Origin of the sequence: Alicyclobacillus fodiniaquatilis (assembly GCF_042678105.1) — a bacterium.
GTDB lineage: Bacteria > Bacillota > Bacilli > Alicyclobacillales > Alicyclobacillaceae > Alicyclobacillus > Alicyclobacillus fodiniaquatilis.
Window position 1 is genome coordinate 1 of record NZ_JBHUCX010000029.1, and the last position, 16,202, is coordinate 16,202.

At 50.8% G+C, this 16,202-nt stretch carries 14 protein-coding genes; 3 read left to right on the forward strand and 11 right to left on the reverse strand.

From position 1 onward, the window contains the following. Positions 1–112: 112 nt before the first annotated feature. The gene (locus tag ACFSB2_RS12440; protein WP_377943470.1) at positions 113–736 is read left to right on the forward strand and encodes an ROK family protein; all 624 of its coding nucleotides are present in this window, start codon (positions 113–115) and stop codon (positions 734–736) included. Positions 737–1,143: 407 nt separating this feature from the next. On the opposite strand, the gene ACFSB2_RS12445 is transcribed toward ACFSB2_RS12440, so the two are convergent. The 4 genes from ACFSB2_RS12445 to ACFSB2_RS12460 form a co-directional block, all read right to left on the reverse strand. Next, a complete protein-coding gene (locus ACFSB2_RS12445) occupies positions 1,144–2,031 on the reverse strand; it encodes a permease prefix domain 1-containing protein (RefSeq protein ID WP_377943382.1) in 888 nt (295 codons plus the stop codon). After that, a complete protein-coding gene (locus ACFSB2_RS12450; protein WP_377943383.1) occupies positions 2,028–2,363 on the reverse strand; it encodes a PadR family transcriptional regulator in 336 nt (111 codons plus the stop codon). Before ACFSB2_RS12450 ends, ACFSB2_RS12445 begins: the two co-directional genes overlap by 4 nt. A gap of 260 nt (positions 2,364–2,623) precedes the next feature. Beyond that, the gene (locus ACFSB2_RS12455; protein ID WP_377943384.1) at positions 2,624–3,010 is read right to left on the reverse strand and encodes a hypothetical protein; all 387 of its coding nucleotides are present in this window, start codon (positions 3,008–3,010) and stop codon (positions 2,624–2,626) included. A gap of 319 nt (positions 3,011–3,329) precedes the next feature. Next, on the reverse strand, positions 3,330–3,908 hold the full coding sequence (locus ACFSB2_RS12460) for a thymidine kinase (RefSeq protein ID WP_377943385.1): 579 nt from the start codon (positions 3,906–3,908) through the stop codon (positions 3,330–3,332). 153 nt (positions 3,909–4,061) lie between these two features. On the opposite strand from ACFSB2_RS12460, the gene ACFSB2_RS12465 reads away from it, so the two are divergent. Further along, complete coding sequence (locus ACFSB2_RS12465; protein WP_377943386.1) at positions 4,062–5,186, forward strand: transglutaminase domain-containing protein; 1,125 nt, start codon at positions 4,062–4,064, stop codon at positions 5,184–5,186. A 130-nt stretch (positions 5,187–5,316) separates the two neighbouring features. On the opposite strand, the gene ACFSB2_RS12470 is transcribed toward ACFSB2_RS12465, so the two are convergent. After that, positions 5,317–5,838 (reverse strand): YfiT family bacillithiol transferase, encoded by a 522-nt coding sequence (locus ACFSB2_RS12470; protein WP_377943387.1) that lies wholly within the window; start codon positions 5,836–5,838, stop codon positions 5,317–5,319. 45 nt (positions 5,839–5,883) lie between these two features. Then, a complete protein-coding gene (locus tag ACFSB2_RS12475; RefSeq protein WP_377943388.1) occupies positions 5,884–6,453 on the reverse strand; it encodes an NUDIX domain-containing protein in 570 nt (189 codons plus the stop codon). 243 nt (positions 6,454–6,696) lie between these two features. On the opposite strand from ACFSB2_RS12475, the gene mraY reads away from it, so the two are divergent. Beyond that, positions 6,697–7,644, forward strand: coding sequence for a phospho-N-acetylmuramoyl-pentapeptide-transferase (gene mraY, locus ACFSB2_RS12480; protein ID WP_377943389.1), 948 nt, complete (start codon positions 6,697–6,699; stop codon positions 7,642–7,644). A 20-nt stretch (positions 7,645–7,664) separates the two neighbouring features. Here mraY and ACFSB2_RS12485 read toward each other — a convergent pair whose 3' ends face one another. The 5 genes from ACFSB2_RS12485 to ACFSB2_RS12505 form a co-directional block, all read right to left on the reverse strand. Next, a complete protein-coding gene (locus ACFSB2_RS12485; protein ID WP_377943390.1) occupies positions 7,665–9,593 on the reverse strand; it encodes a sensor histidine kinase in 1,929 nt (642 codons plus the stop codon). Between the two features lie 98 nt (positions 9,594–9,691). Then, on the reverse strand, positions 9,692–12,463 hold the full coding sequence (locus ACFSB2_RS12490) for an N-6 DNA methylase (RefSeq protein ID WP_377943391.1): 2,772 nt from the start codon (positions 12,461–12,463) through the stop codon (positions 9,692–9,694). 31 nt (positions 12,464–12,494) lie between these two features. Then, on the reverse strand, positions 12,495–13,313 hold the full coding sequence (locus ACFSB2_RS12495) for a DNA-methyltransferase (protein ID WP_377943392.1): 819 nt from the start codon (positions 13,311–13,313) through the stop codon (positions 12,495–12,497). 87 nt (positions 13,314–13,400) lie between these two features. Continuing rightward, entirely contained in the window at positions 13,401–15,383 is a 1,983-nt protein-coding gene (locus ACFSB2_RS12500) for a GTP-binding protein (RefSeq protein WP_377943393.1), read from the reverse strand. A gap of 59 nt (positions 15,384–15,442) precedes the next feature. Beyond that, positions 15,443–16,180, reverse strand: a complete 738-nt coding sequence (locus tag ACFSB2_RS12505; protein ID WP_377943394.1) for an SDR family oxidoreductase — start codon at positions 16,178–16,180, stop codon at positions 15,443–15,445. Between the last annotated feature and the right edge of the window lie 22 nt (positions 16,181–16,202).

Genomic DNA, 16,202 nt, shown 5'->3' on the forward strand with positions numbered 1-16,202 from the left:
TATCGAGAACCAATGGTCCCAAGGAGGAATTCGTAGTACCCCGACCACTACGAGAATTTTATCTCAAAACTCTTTGGAGTACGTGACATCAATATACTAGGAGGAATTAAACATCCCTGTCTTTGTCGACAACGAGGCGAACGCCGGCGCAATGGGCGAGAAGTTTTGCGGGGTCGGTCGGGATACCGCCAATCTCGTCTATGTGAGTGTTGGCGCGGGCATCGGCACAGGCATCATCCTCAACAATGAGTTGATCCGCGGCGAGCAAGGCATCACTGGCGAATTTGGGCACATGACCATAGAAGTGGATGGACGGGTGTGCTCCTGTGGCAACCGTGGCTGTTTGGAGATGTATGCTTCAGAAAAGGCGCTGATGGAACAGTATGAACACATCGCCGGGGAATCACTGCCCACACACGAAATCGTTGAACGAGCCAAAGCGCAGGAGCCCGAAGCCATCCAGGCAGTGAAAGCGGTCGGCGCCTATCTTGGCATCGGTATTGCAACACTCTTAAACGGGCTGAATCCCTCGCTGATCCTCATTGGCAGCCGCATGCGCGCCGTCGATGATGTGCTCCTTGCCTCTATCGATCCGGTGGTCAAAGCGCGCTGTTTTACACACCCGTACGCCAACTTCCGCATACTGCCGTCGTCACTTGGCGTCAATGCCTGCGCCATCGGTGCGGCGTCCCTCGTCCTGCACCAGCATTTTGTCGGGCCAAAAGCGCATCTCTAGACGCGTGCTTAGGTGCTGCTCGTCACCCGGCACACTGCAAAAAGCGGCCGACATATTTGTCGGCCGCAGACGAACAGGTACTGCAGATACTGATACGTGGCTAGCCCTACCTCTCTAGCTACCATGCGGCTCCGATGACCGCGCCTGTTTTGAATCTATATCCTTGAACTACACGTTCAGATATTTGAGCGTTTTGCAAAATTAAACCGCGCCATTTGATGTGAACAGCCGTTCGAAATAAGGTGTGAAACAAAAACCGTCGTAAACCCTTTTGCAAAAAATTGATTGATGTCAAAAAACTGATTCCGTATACCTCTTGACCTGTCAATGAAGAATCATAACACAAATTCCGAATAAAGGCAAACTGAATTTCCAAATTCAGCGTTTATTCTGTTATCCTAGTGGCTTTATACATGGTTGAGCTTTCGCTCATATCGCATATCAATGCGTTTACATCCCCACAAAAACACCGCGCCAAGGATAATGCGCAAAAGAATCGGCATCCAAGATTGCACCGAATACGGGAATCCGTGACCCCAGAAAATCGGATTGCCCGTCCACTGATACAAAAGTGATTGCACGGCGTTGCGTAACGTGGGCCACAAAACCAGCGCCATCGACATCCACAAAGGCGTCAAACTGACCAACCGATTGCGCGTCCACACATAAAGCACGAAACACCACATCAGCCAGACAAAAATCCCGATGACTGTCCATAAGAGCGGTTGCATCATACTGTACTGCGGATCCCCCCAAAATGTTCCTCCCACTGTCCGTTGGTGGCTTAATCTCACAAAGAGCCAATCCGCTATAAACGGCGAACTGGACAGACAGACCGCCAATCTATCGCGAATGCTGCGCGTATAAAGCAACATGATAAACAGTACAGTCAACCCAGCCCAGGCTGAACACGACATAGGAAAGTGTTGATGCAAAAACAAGACCCAGACTGGCGTCGAAATGGGTGTCATGGTTGAGGGGATGATATCAAAAGCGCGCATATTGACAAATAAGGCCAGCCCCAAGCTGACAAAGGAGATGATGGCTGCAGCCACATACCAATGCGGCGAAATGCCAAACACCGCGCGAACAACGTCCCGGCGAACCGCTTTGCTGCTGCCAAATCTTTTTATCGCCAGCGCTTGCGCCTCTTCATCTGTGCGCCCGGTTTGCCGATACCGGTCTGCTGCCTCATCGAGATGTCCACGCATTTCTTCCATCCAGATTCGCTTTTCGGATTTGCGCAGATATGTGCCGCGAAATACCTGTTTCAAATAGAGATCAAACACACTCATTGGGGCGCCACCTTTCCAAAGAACAGAGAGAGCGTGCGTTGTTCCGCCATCCAGGCCGCCCGAATGACTTCAAAATGCTGTTTGCCGCGTTCAGTCAAATGATAGTAACGGCGGCGCGGTCCATTCTCTTTGTCCGTCCCCCAGTATCCTTGAATAAACTGTTCGGCCTCCAAACGCTTCAACGCTGGATAAAGAGACCCCTCTTTCAGAGAAAACACACCTTCTGTACGCCGGTGGACCTGTTGGGCAATGTCATATCCGTAGGCGTCTCCATTGATTAAAATGGCCAGAATGATGCCATCTAAATGACCTCTTAAACCGTCCTTTTGCACATCAATCACCTACTTATGTAGTTTGTCTATGTATGATTGTACAGTTGGAGAGCACGCCAGTCAATTATAGAGAGTGTAGCGCACATTCTGCGTATAATTCATCTGATCTGGGAGGCAACTCGCCTCGGGTCATTGGTCTGCCCCGACAGCTAAAGGTGACGTGACGCAGATCCATTAATAAACATATATCAAAGTGAGAGGGGTATGAATAAAGGCATCACGAAGTTTAAACGATGACCTAACACTTTTTCGAGGCAGTTTTACTTCTTAACTTGGTCACTTTCTGAGACATGAACAAGTCCCATACTTCCTGGGATTGTATATTCCACTTGATCTTGCACGTCTACCTGACCGTTTGTGTAATCAATTAAATTAAAGTGATTTATTACGACCGGTATACCATTTTGTTTAAAAAAGCTCCAAACAAATCCTTCACCAAGATATGTTGCAATTTGGTATGATTGCCCGTTTGATTTCCCTACGCTTTTCATATAGGAATCCATTTGCGATGCAGCAATGGGTGTAACGCCTGTCAAGATTTGTTGGATTTTGTTTTGATATGCTCGATAATGTACTGTAATAACAGCGATATATCCAGCGAGACATATCACGACAATCCCAGCCCATAAAAAAATTGAACGACGCATGAAATTCAAACTCCCCACTTACAATCAGTGAATTGAAAATCGCCTGCGAAATCTCCGTCGTATGTTCCTTTATATGCTGCTCCATCACTGGCAGTCATGACAAGGTGCATTGCTAAGCCATTGTTGGTACCAGGATTTCCGTTGTAACCCATTCGGCTGTCGCCCTAAGCCCCGAATTGGTATTCGTTCCAATTGCTTGCAGCGTTAGCTCCCTGAGTATTAGAGCCCGTGCTAAGAGTAGTATCCAATTGCCACGGCATGTCCCCCAATTACAAAAGTATTACATGCACCCAGCGCTCCCCAACTGCACTCCCCTAAACTACATCTCTGCCAAATTCGGGTGAAAGTAATGGCGCCGACAGACGGACCTGTATAACTCATTGCCGCCAACTTCAATCTGTTCACCTGTGTAGACTGGCTTGCCGTCCTTTATCTTCAAAATCATGGTCGCTTTCCGATTACAAGTCGGATCCGCGCAAATTGTTTTGATCTCTTCTATTTGATCCGCCCATAACACAGCGGCTTCGCTGCCTTCAAACAACTGATTGCGATAATCTTTCATCAGGCCGTACATAATCACAGGAATGCCAAGTTGGTCCACAACGCGCGCCAACTGGCGAATATGATACGCGCGCAGAAATTGCACCTCGTCCACCAAAACACAGTCGGACGGCGCTTCCTGTACAAGCTCGAACAAATTTGTATCGTCATCCACCGGCATCGCATGCTTGGCAATCCCCACACGGGAGGCAATTCGCCCTTGCCCAAACCGTGCATCAATCGCTGGTGTAAACAGGGAGACTTTTTTGCCCTGTTCTTCATAGTTGTGCGCGACGGTCAACAGTTGAATCGATTTGCTCGCATTCATCTGCCCAAATCGATAATACAGCTTAGCCACCAAATCACCTCTACAACATCTCCTGTTTATTTTACCACGTTTACGGATTACCAGTTTCATCCCAATTGAACATCAATTGTTTTCAAGATCATCATGATGTGCTATTTTCTTTGCTATCGGACCCGTGCCCTGCGGTCCAAGAGGAGCGTGTGTATGACTTACAACTGGATTACCATCTTGTTCGCTGTCATCATCATTGGCTCTATCCTGTTCGGCGCAGCGCGCCGCTTTGGGATGGAGAGCCGTCTCGTCGTATCGCAGGCCATTTCGATTGCCACAGGCATTGTGGCCATCTGGATTGGCTGGCTGTTGAGCCGACACATCTCGTCCTATGTCCTGCATCAAAACACGACCCACTTGCCACATTGGCTTGCACAAATATTCATCGCATGGCAACGTTCTCCGCGAATTGGCGCATGGATTGCCTTTCTTATCTGTTATTTTGTCTTGTCCAGCGTGATACACCAACTGCTGGCAGGCATTTTGGGCCAAATTCCCGTCCTGCTGCCGTCCGTACTGGGGCGCAGCCGTGTGCTTGGCGCCGTCTTAGGCGCAGCCATCGGCGTCGTGCGGGCGGCCATCGGTGGCGCCATCATTTTTCTGGTGCTTCAGTACTTCTCTATTCCTGTGATGGCCAAACAAGCGAACCAGTCCTGGCCCTATCAGCTTTGCAGCCAACAAATCTACAAACCTTGGCTCAAGCCATTTGTGACGCGGGCTTTGCCGGTATTTGCCGAAGACGCGATACAGCCCATTTCACAGAACATCAATTTGTTTGCCGTGCCGTCCGGAACAGCCAATGAGGAACGCGGCGTCTTGTTGGTGCCGAAACAAGTGGCCAAACTGGCGCAACAAATCACGGCCAACGCCAAGACGCCGAAACAAAAGGCGTATGCGCTGTACGAATGGGAGATCCATCACATTACGTATGACTGGAAAAAATATGACGACTACGTGTATCACCACAAGTGGGATCAACAATCTCCATTGCAGACGCTGGAGACCAAAAAAGGGGTCTGCGCCGATTATGCCCTGCTTTATGCAGACATGGCGCATGCAGTAGGCCTTCGTGTGCAGATTGACGAAGGCATCGGTGGCACAGCTACAGACTATGGAAGTCATGCGTGGAATCAGGTCTGGCTACCCAATGAAAACCAGTGGATTACGGTTGACACCACCTGGGGCGCCACCCAAGATGAGTGGTTTGACGTGCCCGCTGCCCAATTCAATCAGACACACAGCGAGCAGACAGCCATTGTCATCGATGCCAGTCAATAAGCGTGCGTCCCGCAGGGATCACAAAGCACGGCGCAACAAACTTCAGCGCCGTGTCCGGGTAATCGCGTTGCTCCAATTACCCGGACACGCGCCTCATGCGATCCGCCAGATATGCTGACAATCAGCCGATTTACCAGCCCATGCGCTCCCGCAAAGCGGTGATGTGCGCGACATGATGTTTGCCATGCCAGGCATAAATCCCGAGCAATGTCGCCAAGCTGCGCAAAGCGCCATTCGGGAATTGGACCGTTCGCTCAAAGTCTGCAAACGCCATTGTCTGCAAGAGCGCCGCCCAGCGTTGTTGCAAAGCCGCAAACAGTTGCAAGGACATCTCTACACCCGCAGTCTGGCAGTCGGTCAAAGCTGTCGAGGCGTTGACATCCAGTGACTTGATGACAGGCGCATCTTGGGTCAATGCCAAGCGGAAATTGATATACGTAGGCATATGGCTGTCTGGCAAATGATGCACAAGTTGCCGCACTGTCCAACCATCTGGCCGATACGGTGTGTCCAGTCGCGCCTTTGTCAGTCCAGCAACAGCCTGATTTAGCGCGCTCGGCGCCGCCAGCACATCTTGAATCCATGCTTCAATATGCGATCTTTCAATTTTTTCCGGAAGATTAGCTTTGCCAATTGGGTAGCGCAAATCCATCGTGACATTCTCCTTACCATTGCTATAGATGTTCAATGAGGCCCTTTAAGCGCGTGTGACAACGCGAAACAACCCATGGCCATCCAGCGGCACAATGGGGTCCTTATCCACAACCAAACCGTGCCCTTGACCATTGAGCGCAATATCGATTAGCCATCGCGTCAAACCGGCTACGTTCATGTTTTCCATCTCAGCTAAACTGAAAAAACCGGCTCCATCCACTTCCATGCCATCGGGGCTCGGCTCTCCTTCTACATATTCCATCGCAAAAGCCACGTAGAGATTGTGGATGGAGCGCGGTTGATCCCGCAAGGCGACCACACTTTTCACTTTGGCCAACACGGCCGTTTCCTCTTGCACCTCACGCACTATGGTCTCTTCGAGTGGCTCCAACTGCTCACAATAACCGCCGGGGTTCGTCCAAAATCCCTTGCCAGGTTCCTGTGCGCGTCTGACCAGCAACACTTTGTCATCTTTGACGACAAGCGCGCCAACGCCGATGCTGTAATCACCCCAAAAGACAAAACTGCAACTCGGACATGCGCGCCTATCTGTTCCATCTATGTCCCGTGTCTCCAGCGCATGGCCACATGCCAGACAATAATTCGCTTTCATTATTCATCATCCCTACTCTCTGCATGCCAAATACGTGATCGACTTACCTACAGTTTACTCTTTCAGAAGGGAGGCAGAAAGAAAAAATCACTGAATTGCACGGCAAATCCCGACCGTCCTACAGACAACCGGGCTGTGGCAGGCAAATATGATACATTACAAGAGGTCCTTATCTGGTATTCTATTGCAAGTGGACAAACATATCATAATAAAAAACACAGTGGACGAAAGGAAGTTGTCTACTTGATCTCCCTATATCCAGCAATCGCGACATTTTTGATTGTGACTGCCGTCATCCCTTTGCAAACCCGCCTGTTCAAAGCGTACAATCTGGTTCAACCCATTCGCAAAGAGCTGCCGGCGGATCAACAGAAAAAACGCGGGACTCCGCTTATGGGTGGTTTGGTGTTCCTGATTGGCGCCATTGCCACACTGTGTGTCGAAGCGTCCACCGATGTGAGGTTGCTGACCACCACATTTTTTCTGTTCGCATTGATTGGCTTTATGGATGACGCCAAGAAAGCGCACACCAAAATCGATGGCATCTCTGCCAAAACCAAAATGCTTCTTCAATGCTGCTTTACCGGAGGTATCCTCTATTACCTGCTGCACACAGGATTCATCACATCGCACATACCGATTACGCGCAACATCGCGCTGGACCTGCCGGTTGCTTTGTTCATCGTCGCCGTCGGCCTCATCATCGTCGGTTCCACCAACGCCATCAATTTCACAGACGGGCTGGATGGGCTGTTGTCCGTCGTCGCCATCCCGACATACTTTTTCTTCTTCGTCATCAGCCAGCACGAGGGCGTTCGCCTCTTCTGTCTCATGATGATTGCCTGTTTGCTGGCCTTCCTGATCTATAATCGCCACCCAGCAAAGCTCATCATGGGTGACACAGGGTCCATGGCCATCGGCGGGACATTGGCGCTCATGGCCGTGATCGATCACGTCGTCATCCTGCTCCCGATTTTGTTTCTGGTGTACTTCGCTGAAATTCTATCTGTCATCATCCAGGTGTCCTATTTCAAACGGACAGGCAAGCGCATTTTTCGCATGTCGCCCATCCACTACCACTTCAGCCTCAAATACGGTTGGGATGAAAACACCATTGTCATTGTATTCGGCTCGGTCTCTTGGATTTGCAGCCTAGCTTGTCTCCTGTATTATTACCTTTTACTGCGATAAATCGTTCTGTGCATAAGGCGTTACTCGCTCAAGGGCAACCTGATCCGCATCGTTGTCCCCGCTGTATCGCTGTGCACAACGTGTATTGTGCCGCCATGCGCTAGCACGATGAATCCGGAAAAAGCCAGGCCAAGCCCCAGACCATGCTTTTTGGTCGAATGGTACGGGAGAAAAATGGCATCCCACTGGTCTGGCGGGATCCCGCGGCCAGTATCTGTCACGTCAATTTGCGCCATATGCTGGCCAGGGTGAAGTTCAACGCGAATCTCTCGGGGTGTAGACGTATCATCCATGGCCTCGATGCCATTCTTCATCAGATTCAAAATCACCATCTGAAACTTTTCCTTGTCCACCTCCACCATCACTTTATCTGCACCCGTGGCGTTGACAAACTTCAAAACCACGTAGTTCGTGTCGGCGATAGGCCGCATGATACCGATCGCGCCCTCTATCATCTCCACCAAGTTGCATGCGCAGAACCGGAGTTTGCCATTTTTCAAGAAATCGCTAAATTCCCGCACGACATTATTCGCATACTCACTGGCCACCTTCATGCGGGATACAATTTCTGCCCCCCGTTCCGACATCTCTCCTTGGACCTTTGGCAAGAAATCCAACGAGAATTTGATGGCAATAAGGGGTGTGCCCAACTCGTGCAGGAGTTGATGAGTCACCATCACAAGATGTTCGGTCCCCTGCCCCCGCTTTTTTCGCACAGACTCATTAAAATAGTCCAAGAGATTGCTCGACATCACATTCACGCTGTCCGCCAAGACGCCGATCTCGTCACTCCCCCGCACCTGTAGGGGTTCCGCAAAATTCCTTGCCGCCAATTTATTTACCTTTTCGGTTATCAAGCGCAGCGGTCGCACAATGAAACCAGAGGCGATATAGCTCAGGATAACGATGATGAGCAACAACGCCGCCGAAATCAACAGGCTGTTATGCAACTGCTGATTCAACGTGCCACTGATAAAGCTGTAATCCGACACAATCTCAACCACATAACGCGTCTTCTTCAAAGTTTCCGGCACAAAAGTTTTGAACACCCTCCGATGATTCACGATGTCGGTAAGACTGACCACCTGTTTTGAATTGAATGCTTTGTTTTTGGCCGCAACATCCAGTGTTTTGTCTTGATATGCGTATGTACCGTACATCACGGGCTGGTTTGAGGTGTCCACCCAGTTTTCACCTTGATAGGAGTATGAGATAGGTGCTTTACCAAAATCCTGATTCAGCACGGCGATGGATAAAATACGCGGCTCTGACTTTTGGATGTCAGCAATAAACGTCCCTGCGCCAACATATTTGGTGTAGTCTGTCAGGCTGGAGGATTCGATGAAAGGATCTATGATGTAATTCGTGGTCCCATCGTAATAATAGCCCCATTTGACAATTTTCGATGGATCAGAAGTCGCATTGGCAAACGGTCCTGTCCAATAGTTCGGTTCCGCCTTGCCAAAATGAGAAGCGGCGGGGTCCCCTTTTAGCAAATCGCGAAAAGCTTGGTACCACAGATTCATTTGCTTCGTTTTCAATCCGATTTCTTTTGGGTCAGAAGACTTGACGCCGACAATATCATCCTTCGTCGGCTGAAACAAAGTGATACCACTGACGCCAATCTCTTTGGCCAACTGGCGCAGCTGCTGATTTGTGACTTTAGCCGCGTCTGGGCTGAGTGCGGTTTCCGCAGCCAAAGCCGCCATACGCAACTCATTGCCGATGAGATCATCAATAAAAGACTGTCCACGCTGCGACTGTTGAATTTCAAGATTGAGCTGTTCTGAGACAAGCTTATTCTGGCCAATCGCCTTTTGTTCGAGAATCGATTTGGTCGACCAGTAATAAAGCCCATTGCTCAACACCAAAATGACAATCATCACCACGAACAACACACCGAGGACTTTGAAGCGTAAAGGAAATCTCACTGCAGACGCCCCGACCATGATCACCACTCCCACTAAGGCCATACACAGTCTAAGGATACAGCATACACCATTTTATTCCTGAAATAAAAGGGGCCCCTTGCGGTACCTTTTGCCGCTCACTCTGCCACTTTCACAGACATCCGTATGCGGTATAACGTCTGCAAAGCATCCCTGATGGACGCTTTGTGTGCAGTTAAGCCAAACGCCTCCAGCACCACGTCATCAAACGTGTTTCGATCCGCCATTTCCAATTCCTCCAAAATCGGCAAGATCGAGCGTTCCAACAGCGGTGCAAAGGCGAGCAGAATCTTCTGTTTCTGTGTTTCGTCCAATCGTGCTGGATTTAACATCATCATTTGATGCTGAAATTTGGCCGCGCTTAAATCAAGTGCGCCCTGCCCCCGCCCAAATCCGAGAAACTCAATATAAAACAGGCCGATTAAGCTGTTGATCAACGCATGGCAGACGTCCACATCAACCGCTTCATCGCGTTTCGTGAAACGGATGAGGCGCTGATTGACAAATGAGCGTTCGCGCAGTCGCGCGATAAATAATCGCTTGTCGTAGTTTACATTCGCCACCAAGTCGGCCATTGCGGCGTTGTTCATGGAATACCAGTGCAAATTTGGTCCTTTTAGCTTCTTCAGCACTGGTATGAGCGGCTCCCCGGTTTTATTTACCCCGCGTTCAAATTTATGAATCCACGCCAAGGCACCTGTATGGTTTTTCCGCTGCAATTCATCCATGTCTGCTAGACAGCAAAACGCTTTAGCATCCGCTTTGGCCAGCAAGGTGTCGATGGATTTCGATGATTTGAGAACCGGCTTGATGTAATCTGCCTCAATCCCATGGTTCTCCATCGGATAAAACATGGGATCCCAACCACTCTTCTCGCCTCGCTTTATCGTGAAAAGCTTGTTCACCTTGATCAGTCTGTCTTCGATGGCATGCATCCATTTGATGTCGGCAAACAATCCGCTCCACAGCGCACCCATTGCTTCAAATTCATCTATTTCTTGCGGCGAGTAAACTTGCTTTGACACAAATGAGCCACTTGTCGCACCTTCTCCGACTAACGCATGCGCAACTGCGCCATCAAGCACCTCATCTGTATTTAACTCGGCCAGTGATTTGTTCAACGTCACAAAGGAAATCGGCTGATCTGACTTGGAGGTCACGTCCGGCCGTTTGCGTAAGATCACGATATTGGTGACAACGGCGGCATTGTCAAACCACTTCCCCTTGCCTGACGTCATCACCAGCTCGACATCAAAAAACTTTCTTACGACCTTCTGAAATTGCGTCCCCCATGCCGTGCCCAACCAGGCATTGGACACGATTAAACCAATCCGTCCTCCGTCCACGACCAGCTTCCACAAATAAAACACCAGATACGCGTACAGGTCACTGCGTGGCGCCAATTTGTCCAGAGTCGATCCCGTCAATCGTCCAATTTCCTCGTTGATGGAATCGACGTCCGGATTCAGTTTGGCAAAGTCCTCCTGTTGGACAAAAGGCAGATTGGTGGCGATGGAATCAAAGGTCGGCAGTTGTTCCACAACTTCATGGCCATCGTAAGGATCATGCAATGAGACAGGCTGCCCAGCTTGCAGCCCTGTGACATCACTGCGGAAAATCCGCATCACTTGGCCAATATTGTCGGGATCGACCAAGGCGAGTGTGGCCATTTGTAGCGGATAGGCAAATTTATCGCTGGCCCACACGGTCGCAAGCGCTTCTTTGGCTGGCATTTGATAGGCCTTCTTCAATTGGTACGCCGCGCGGGCAATGGTCCCCGTCCCACAGCAGGGATCGAACATTGTGCCTGTCTTATCTTTCATCGTCAGCCGCACCAATAGAGCGGCCAGCGTCGGCGGCGTGCTAAACTGGCCAGCCACTCGACGCTTGGAAGCGTAGACTGTCTTTTGCAACAGTTGGTGCAACAATGTCGGGCTGACCTGTTCAAAGCGGAACTCGAGCAACAGATGATTGATTTGCACAAGTGCATGCCAAACCGCCTTGGGCAAATACCGTTCCCCAAGCAAAGGCTTGAATATATTCCAGAAATCACACGTCGCGGAGATGGATGAAAAGATCCCCTCTGCCTCCACGACCGTGGTCGTGTCTGAAATCTGCGCCACCCGCCCGGCAGCATTGTGGTAGGTTTTCAGGATGTGCGCGAAAATAAACTTATTGAGCCAATTGACCAAAATCAGCCGCGCCAACGCGTACCATTTATCGTCCACGTCGCGATATTCGTGTTTGGCAGACAGCCACCAGAGTGAAACGTACGCGTCGAAATCTCCGTCCCGGGTCGAAACACCCCTTAGGTGATCCGCAACGACAGGCGACAAATTCAGGACAAAATCGATGATCCCCTCTTCTGTGAGCGCATCAATGATGGAAACAGATTGGATGGCGTTGGTTTCGAGATAGCCATTTAAATCGATGAGCATGTGCTGCAACATTTGTCGCCATGCTGAACCGTCCACCTCATCCCGGCTTTGAATGTGGCGCAATTCATCCCAAGTCTTATAGATATGAAATTCCCCGTCGTTCCCGCGAATGTACAATACCGCGGCGCACACATTCCAGAGCACAAAACTGTTCGTTCTAAGCAAGTTCGCTTTCGTCTTCGCATTCCGAATGAGTTCAGGATCTGTCACAGGTGTATCGGGCATTTTCAGCTCCCAGCCCTGCAAGACATTCGTATTGTGATCCCCGCCGTACAGCAACACATCGGGAAACAGCCGCGTACTTTGCGCCGTCAGCGTGCTTTCACCACCAGCCCGTTTGATGGAACGACTCGTGGTGGCAACCAGACGATTGATTTCTGAGATCACATCAATGGCCCAGCTCCGCTCATTTGTCCTTACCGTGCCAATCAATGTAGACCCCCTCCGCTAGTTCACTTGCCAGTTAAATCGAAAACACGCTCTGCATGGTCATGGTCTGCGCCTTCGCAATCCGCTCCCTGGAAATTTGAACATAATCGACTGGATTTTCCTTGAACATCAATCCATCTTCATTTTTTTCGATCCCGATGAAATTCCGCCCCTCCAACACCGCCGCCACCAGAAAACTGCCGCTGCCGCACGCGTTGTCAAGCACCGTATCACCAGGATTTGTATAGGTGCGGATCAGATAGCGCCCCAGCTCCACCGGCTTCTGGGTGGGATGCACCACGGGTCCTTCGCTTTCCGCCGTTTTGAAGTAGACAATGTCAACGGGATAGCGTCCGCCGTCACTTTTGACTTCCACTGCCTTAAAGTCGCCGTAACTGCCTGTCAACTGATCTTTGCGCACCCCTTTGTTGTAGGGATCACCATCGCGCATCTGCGGATTGTAGACTGGCTGATTCTTGTAAAACACGCAGATATCCTCGTGCTTGCGCAGTGGCTGCTTTTTTGCATTGAGGAAATTGGTCGACTTGGACTTCTCCCAGACAATCTTATATTTGAACAACTTTTCGTTGCTTAACATCAATTTTGCGGTGAAAATACCCTGACTCGTCAAAACGATGGCTCCGTTATCCGCGATGATTCTCTCGTATTCCTGCCAAAGCGCCGCGAGTGGAATGACGCTGTCCCACTTGTTCTGGGTTGTGCCATAGGGGAGATCACATAAGATCATCTGAACGGATTTGTCGGGAATTCGCTTCATGACATCCAGGCAATCGCCTTCTATCACTTGGTTCAACAATGTATCCATCAACGACTTTCCTTTCTCATCCGTCATCTCCTCCAATTATAAGAGATAACTGCTTGCAGCGGACAGCATTCTTGCGCCGACTCCAACAGACACATTTTACAAAATACGCATTTTTCACTGCGCAGACAGCGCGCTTCGGGCCCACAGGATATATTTCGATGTATCGAGTGGATTGACCCCGCGACGCGTCCGTGTAGCCTGCACGTCAGGCGGGCATGCTCGATATTCCAGAAAACGAGTGGCAAACACACCGCGCCCGCCTGTCAATATCCCTAGTTGAATCGGATAATCAATAGAGGTGGCAAGTGGGATGCTCCCCTCAATGGTAAATCTGCCAGATGAAACGGTCGGATTGTCAAATTCGGCGCGCATCTGCGAGAGATCGCTCAAAGCCCGGCCGCCGAACTCCTCTGGAACCGATAAGCGGAAGGATAGAATCGGCTCAAGCAGTTGACAGCCGACGCGCTGTAGACCATCCATGATGGCCATCGGCGTCGCCACAACGAAATCTAGCGGATGCGTGTGCCAGACATGATGCTCGCCCTCTATCAATGTGATGCGCACATCGGTCACTTCCCAGCCATACAGCCCCTGCTGCAAAGCTTCCGGCACCCTGCGCTCCACCTCGTTCTGGTAGCGCTGCAACAAGCTTTCCGTGCGGACCTTGGCTTCATAGGTCACCCCACTGCCGCGCGGCCCCGGTTCCATCAAAAAGCGCAAAATCGCCCAACAAGGTTTCGGCATGGTATAGGCGACAAACCCTTCCGTCGTCTGCATCGGCGTCTCTTTGTAAATGACGGAAGGCGGGCTGAAGCGAATGGAGATGCCAAAGCGCTCTGCCACTATCTGCGCCAGCACCTCTAGTTGGATCACGCCCATCACTTTGATGTGCAGCTCGCGTTCATCAGGCAGCCATTGTACCGCCAAGGCTGGATCTTCCGCATCCAGTTCCTGCATCGCTTCGACCAGTGCGACCAAATCCTGACTGTTCTCCGGCAGCACTTGCACAGTCAAGAGCGGCACAGACAAAGCGTGGGCCTTAGGCACGAAATTCCCTTCGCCGAGCATGTCGCCAATTTTGGCGTGATGGAAGCCATAGACCGCGCCGACGTCTCCTGCGACAAGCACCCCTGTGTCGCGTTGCGTCTGCACGTCGATTTGGCGAATCTGGTTGACCTTTTCCTCTAAACCTTGTGTCTTGTTCCGCACGCTGTCCCGATTTTTGATTTGCCCAGAGAACAAGCGCACATAGGCCACGCGACCGTGTGACTTGTCCCGTTCCAGCTTGAAGATGACCCCTGCGAGCGGATCGTCAAGCGAACCTTTGGGCGCAGGGAGATAGGTCACGATGGCATCCATGAGTTCCGGAATGCCAATGCCTTTGAGCGATGCGCCAAACAAGACCGGCACAGCCTGGGCGGCATGCGTCTGCTGTTGAAGACAATTCTGTAACAAGGCAACATCGGGCGAGTGTCCTTCCACGTACGATGCGAATAGCGCCTCGTCGTGCTCTGCCAAAATGGCATGGCAGGCATCCAAAGCGGATTGTGCGGCAGCGGTATTTGCAAAAGCAGTGTCAAATATGCTGTTCACCTGCAAAAACGCGGGCCCTTCTGCGTCGACTGACTGGATAGGAATCATCGCCGGATGCAAGACGGTGCGGAGATTTTTGATGATATGGTCGAGTTGTACGCCGATTCTATCGACCTTGTTGACATAGATGAGCGTGGGAATTTTCATCTCAGATAAGACATGCCACAACGTCTCCGTATGCGCTTGCACACCATCGACTGCGGAAACCACCAAAATCACGCCATCCAGGACACTGAGCGCGCGCTCCACCTCGGACGAAAAATCGATATGTCCTGGTGTATCGATGAGATTGATTGTGCAATCACGCCACGCAAACCGCGTCACTGCGGCGCGCACAGAGATACCGCGCGCGCGTTCGACACCCAGCGCATCGGTGTGAGCTGTGCCTTCATCGACGCGGCCAAGAGATTTCAAGTGTCCACTATGATATAAAATGTGCTCCGTCGTTGTCGTTTTGCCTGCATCGACATGAGCGACAATGCCAATATTGCGCAATTGGTTCATGATAAGCCGTCCTTCATATGATTTCTTCTTATTTTACCATGATGAAGGGCGTTAAATGTTTAATTGAACCCACCGTTCACACGAATCGTCTGTCCCGTTATCCAGCGGGCTTTGTCGCTGACGAGCAACTCGAGCGCATTCGCGATGTCTTCCGGTTCACCAAGCCGCCCGAACGCGTTCATTCGACGGAACGAATCGACCAACTCTGGCGATTTGCCGGTCAGGAACAACTCGGTTGCAACTTGCCCGGGCGCGATGCAATTGATGACGATGTCCTTGGGGCCGAATTCCTTGGCCAACTGACGTGTCAATTGCTCAATGGCGCCCTTCGTTGCAGCATACACGCTGTACGTTGGCAACATGGCACCCGAGACAGAAGTCGAGAAGTTGATGATTGTTCCGCCTTGCGCCATATGTTTCATCGCTTGTTGACAAGCGAAATAAGTCCCTTTCACATTGAGCGCAAAATGCCTATCAAATATCTCCTCCGTCACGTCCCCAATCGCATGGTTTTCCATCATACCCGCATTATTGACCAGAATGTCCACGCGCCCGAATCGCTCAAGCGTCTCCGCAAACAACGCTTCCACTTCACTCACTTTGCTCACGTCGGCTTGAATCGCCGCCGCTTGACCGCCGAATTGTTCAATCGCCTCTACGACCTCGACTGCTTTCTCCCGACTCAAAGAATAATTGACAGCCACCTTCGTGCCGGATTGCGCCAGTTGGATGGCGACTTGCCGTCCGATGCCGCGTGACGCCCCGGTGACGATGGCGACTTTCCCATGTAAGCTCATTTGCATTTCTCCCCTTTATCAT